Consider the following 4991-nt stretch of genomic DNA (forward strand, 5'->3'; position numbering starts at 1 on the left):
AGCAAGCTCGCTCCCACAGGGATTTGTGTTTAATCCGGTTCAGTTCGTTTTGACCACGGGCGGTGGGGTCCATTGGCCGTTGAGTGCTTCGGACTCTGGCCAGTAAGCCCGGATGTACAGCGAAAAGTTGGCGTCCCCGGGCGAGGGCAGCCAGTTGCTTTCCTTGTCCTTGCCGGGTGATTCGCTTTGCACGTAAAGGGTCAGCGAGCCATCAGGGTTGGTTTGCAGGGACTTGTTCCTGGTGCCAATGGAATAGCGCTTGAGGGCATTCGGGACGAAGAAATGTTGTTCGTTGTACAGCGTCAGCGACCAGAAGCCTCTGACCGGCGGCAGCTTGCCTTTGGCGAATGTCACGCTGTAACCGTACTGACCGTTGAGGCGCAGGCCGTTCTCATCCAGGTCCTGGTAGAAGTATTTGGCCTCTTTCTGCTGGTTCACGAAAATGTTCGAGCGCGCCACGGCGGTACGGCTGAAATAGTCGGTGCCGAACGCTGCGCCGTTGCTCACTGTGCTCCAGTGATCGGGCAATTGCAGGCCATAGTTGCGGAACTGCAACAGCGGGTCGATCACTTCGCTGTCGGCCTTCTTCGCTTCGTCGATCATCGCGGCCCGAAGTTTAGGGTCGGCCTTGGCGATGGCCGCGAGGGCGGCCATTTGCGCGTAGCGGGCTTCTTCGCCCGGCAATGGCTTGGCATCCTTGAGCAGGGCCGGCAGTTCGTCGAAGAAACTCTCCGGTACCACCCATTTGGTTTCGGCGCTGCCTTCGGAAGCCTGGGCCGGGAATTTCGGCAGCCTGGCCCAGGCACGCTTCTTCATCTTGCCGTCGTACTGCGACAGTGGGTACATGTCGATACCCGACAGTGCCGGCTGCACAGCCAGACGGTCGGTAGCGGTGTCATCCAGGAATACCCGCGGGATCACGAACCCGGTGTTGGTGCGCGCCCGGTACACCCGTTTGATGCCGGGCGGCACCTTGCCGTTCCAGTCCGGGCCGACCAGCAGGTAGAAACCCGGTTGGGTGTTATACATTTTGCCCAGTTCGGCAAAGCTGTCGGAACGCAGGTCGACCACCTGATACACCCAGAAACGGCCGTCGAAGTCCGGCACTTGCAGCACCACCGGCTCAATGTCCAGGGCGATGCTGCCGGCGCCGTACACTACGTCCTGGTTCGGACAGGCCACCAGCCGCTCGGCCGGGTCGATGTAGTCGCCGAGCATCGACAACCGGTTGATCGGGGCCACGGGCACGATGCCGCCCAACAAACCGGGTTCGGGCAGGTCTTTGAACGCCTGGCGACGATTGAAGATGTTGGCCATCGGCCAACCCCAGAAATACGCCTCGCGCGCCATCATGCGCACGTACGGCTCAGTGACTTTGGTGCCGACGACGGGGCCCGCGACCGCGCTGGCGGCTGTGACTTCGACAGCGCGGCTCTGTGCCCCCGGCAGAGAAGTGGCGGCGAGCGTACTGGCAAAGGTCAAGGCAAAGAGGGCATGGCGTCGAGGCAAACGAATCATAAAGCGTCCTGACTTGTCAGCGGTCACCTGATGCAGGTGAGTCGCTGAAAAGATAGCTCATGTTTGCCGCAGCAATACCTGTAGGAGCCGGCTTGCCGGCGATGGACTCAAGTGCACCGCGTTTATCCAGTTCACACGCGTTATCGTTTACGACCATCGCCAGCAAGCTGGCTCCTACAAGGAACCGTGCCCACGAAGGTGGTTATTCGGCAACATCAGGCGAATGCCGGATCAGCCCTCAAAGATGATCCGCATCGATCACCGCCTTGGCGAACGCCTGCGGAGCTTCCTGCGGCAGGTTGTGGCCGATGCCGCCGTTGATCAGCCGGAACTCGTATTTACCGGTGAACCGCTTGGCATAGTCTTCGGGGGCCGGGTGCGGTGCGCCGTTGGCATCGCCTTCCAGGGTAATGGTCGGCACGCTGATGGACGGCGCCGTGGCCAGTTTCTGCTCCAGCGCATCGTACCGGCTCTCGCCCTGGACCAGGCCCAGGCGCCAGCGGTAGTTGAACACGGTGATGTCGACATGGTCCGGGTTATCCAGTGCCCTGGCGCTGCGGTCGAAGGTGGCGTCATCGAACGCCCATTTCGGCGAAGCCAGTTGCCAGATCAGCTTGGCGAAGTCGTGGGTGTTTCTCTCGTAACCGGCGCGACCACGGTCAGTGGCGAAGTAGAACTGATACCACCACTGCAATTCCGCCTTGGGTGGCAGCGGGTTCTTGCCGGCTGCCTGATTGCCGATCAGATAACCGCTGACCGAGACCAGTGCCTTGACCCGCTCCGGCCACAGCGCCGAGACAATATCGGCCGAACGCGCACCCCAGTCATAGCCACCGAGCACCGCTTGTTTGATCTTCAGGGCGTCCATGAAATCGATGACATCACTGGCCAGCGCAGCCGGCTGGCCGTTGCGCTGGGTTTCTACGGACAGGAAACGCGTATCGCCATAGCCGCGCGCATAGGGCATCAGCACCCGATAGCCCTTGGCGGCCAACAACGGCGCGACCTCGTCATAGCTGTGAATGTCGTACGGCCAGCCGTGGAGCAGGATCACCACCGGGCCGTTGGTCGGGCCAGTTTCGGCGTACGCCACATTCAGCAGTCCGGCGTTGACATGCTTGAGCGGGCCGAAGGGCAAGGGCGCCACCTGCGTGGTAGCGGCCGGGGTCGCCGCTGGCTGCGTGGTGGCGGCCGTTTGCGCGTGAGCTGCGCCAAGAGCGCCGAACAGGGTCAGCGCAAGGATCGAAGGGCCGACCAGGTGGCGGCGAGTGTTGCCGGTGTTGCTGTTGCGCAATGCCATCTTCATGGGATGTCTCCATTACCAGCCATGGGTCAGGGGTCCGGTCGGAGCCCCTTCAAACCTTACTTGCATTGAAACGCGGCAACGTATCCGGCCTGTGTCGAATCGCCGGGCGGATGAAAGCCTGTGTATCGAGCGTTCGCGTTTACACACTGTGATACATAGGGATCTAGTCTGAGCCTCTTTTCAGCTCGATTGACACACATAACCCGCGCTTGTTCGTCTCGTCCGAAAAGCTCAAGCGCACCCGAGCCCCCGTGCGCTCGGCGATGGCCCTGACGATGGACAAGCCCAGCCCCGAGCCTGCTTCTTCGGTGCCCACGCTGCGATAGAACGGGTCGAACACGCGCACTTGTTCATCGGCGGTGATGCCCGGGCCGGAGTCCTTGACCTGAAGGATTACGATTTCCTGTGCGAGCGCCACCGACAGGTCGACGCGTCCGCCACAAGGGGTGTAGCGGATCGCGTTGTCCACCAGGTTCTTGACCAGTATCAGCAGGTCCATTTCGTTGATGACGAGCTGCACGTCTTCGGTGCCTTCAACACCGATGTCGATGTTCTTGCGTTCCGCCAGGGGCAACAGGTCCTCCAGCACCCGTCGATAGACCTCATGCACCGAAACCGTGGTTTGCGGCCGCTCGGCGTTCGATTGCGCGGCGGCCAGGGCCAGCAACTGATCGATCAGCTTTCTGCTGCGCTCAATGCCGCAGGACAGCGGCAACAGGCGCTCGACGGCTTGCGTCGGCATGGGTGTGGCTTTCAGTCGCTCGGCTTGCAGAGACAGGGCTGTCATGGGTGAGCGCAGTTCGTGGGCGGCGTCGGCAATGAAGCGCCGCTGGGTTTCCATGGACTGCGCAACCCGCGCCAGCAAGCGATTGATGGCCACGACGAAAGGGCGGATCTCGGTTGGCAGATGGTGTTCGTCGATAGGGTGCAGGGCCTGTTTGTCGCRTCGGTCCAGGTCATCGGAGAGGGTGGCAATGGGGCGAAACAGCTTGTGCACCAGATCGCTCACCACCAGCAACAGCACCGGAAACAGAATGAGAAACGGCAGCAGGCTGCGCAAGGCGCTCTCGCGCGCCTCCTTGTCGCGAACCCCCGTCTCCTGGGCGACGACGATGCGCTCGCCCCGGGCGGTGGTCCTGACCAGTGCGCGAAAGTCTTCGCCAGCGATATTCAATGTCGACAAGCCATCGGCCAGCGTCGTGGAGAAGGGCAGCGGTATGACGCTGTCGTCGTGGTTGCCGGCGGCTTTGCTGCTGTCGGCCAGGTATTGCACGATGACCCTGGATTCTTCGTCGTCACCGGCGATTTTTTCGGTAGCGGGGTAGTGCAGGGTCATCTGCTGCCGATCGAACAGGATGGCCACCTGACGTAAGGTGTCGTCCTGCATTTCGTGGGCTTCGTCGAGGGCCGAGACGAACGCAAACATCCCGGCCAGCACCGCCACGATCAGGATGGCCAGCGACAGTGCGACCGACAGCCGTACCTGCACCGAGTCGCTCAAGCGCTTTTTGAAACCATCCATCCCATACCCCTGACGTTCTTGATGACCTGGTTGCCCAGCTTGCGTCGCAGCGAATGAATCAGAAACTCCACCGCGTTGCTTTCCACTTCGTTGCCCCAGCCGTAGAGGCGGTCTTCGAGTTCGCTGCGCGAGAGGATCGCCCCCGGGCGGATCAGCAGGGCCTGTAACAAGGCGAACTCGCGGCTGGACAGTTGCACGTCGGGGTTCTCGGCAGTGCTCGCCTGTTTCGACACCAGGTCCAGCGCCACCACACCGTTGTCCAGCAATGACTGGGCGCTCCCGCCGTTACGGCGCAGCACAGCGCGCATGCGGGCCAGCAACTCGGCCATGTCGAAGGGTTTGAGCAGGTAGTCGTCGGCACCACCGTCGAGGCCACGCAGGCGATCGTCGAGGCTGTCCCGTGCGGTGATGATCAGCAGAGGCACCGGGTTGTTGCGGGCGCGAATGCTGTCGAGCACATCGAGCCCGTCCTTGCCTGGCAATCCGAGGTCCAGCAGCACCAGGTCGTAGGGCTGGGTCTGCAGCGCCGAGAGTGCGGTAAGGCCGTTTTTCACCCAGTCGGTCGCGTAGCTCGCATCACTCAGTGCGCCCTGGATGGCGTCTCCGATCATCGGGTCATCTTCGACCAGCAATATGCGCATGTCC

5 protein-coding genes are annotated in these 4991 nt (G+C 61.9%); all 5 read right to left on the reverse strand.

Annotation, left to right across the window (positions count from 1 at the left end):
* Positions 1-39: 39 nt before the first annotated feature.
* The gene (locus tag ACXRVY_RS16825; protein ID WP_457265902.1) at positions 40-1518 is read right to left on the reverse strand and encodes a DUF1254 domain-containing protein; all 1479 of its coding nucleotides are present in this window, start codon (positions 1516-1518) and stop codon (positions 40-42) included.
* 16 nt (positions 1519-1534) lie between these two features.
* Positions 1535-1684: a hypothetical protein gene (locus ACXRVY_RS16830; protein ID WP_457265923.1), complete on the reverse strand. Its 150-nt coding sequence runs from the start codon at positions 1682-1684 to the stop codon at positions 1535-1537.
* Positions 1685-1756: 72 nt separating this feature from the next.
* Positions 1757-2824, reverse strand: a complete 1068-nt coding sequence (locus tag ACXRVY_RS16835) for an alpha/beta fold hydrolase (protein ID WP_457265901.1) — start codon at positions 2822-2824, stop codon at positions 1757-1759.
* A 163-nt stretch (positions 2825-2987) separates the two neighbouring features.
* Entirely contained in the window at positions 2988-4346 is a 1359-nt protein-coding gene (locus tag ACXRVY_RS16840; RefSeq protein WP_458237805.1) for an ATP-binding protein, read from the reverse strand.
* Positions 4322-4987 (reverse strand): response regulator, encoded by a 666-nt coding sequence (locus ACXRVY_RS16845; RefSeq protein WP_223457967.1) that lies wholly within the window; start codon positions 4985-4987, stop codon positions 4322-4324. The genes ACXRVY_RS16840 and ACXRVY_RS16845 overlap by 25 nt, the downstream gene beginning before the upstream one ends.
* Between the last annotated feature and the right edge of the window lie 4 nt (positions 4988-4991).

The sequence above is a fragment of the Pseudomonas sp. P5_A2_2 genome, assembly GCF_054177685.1.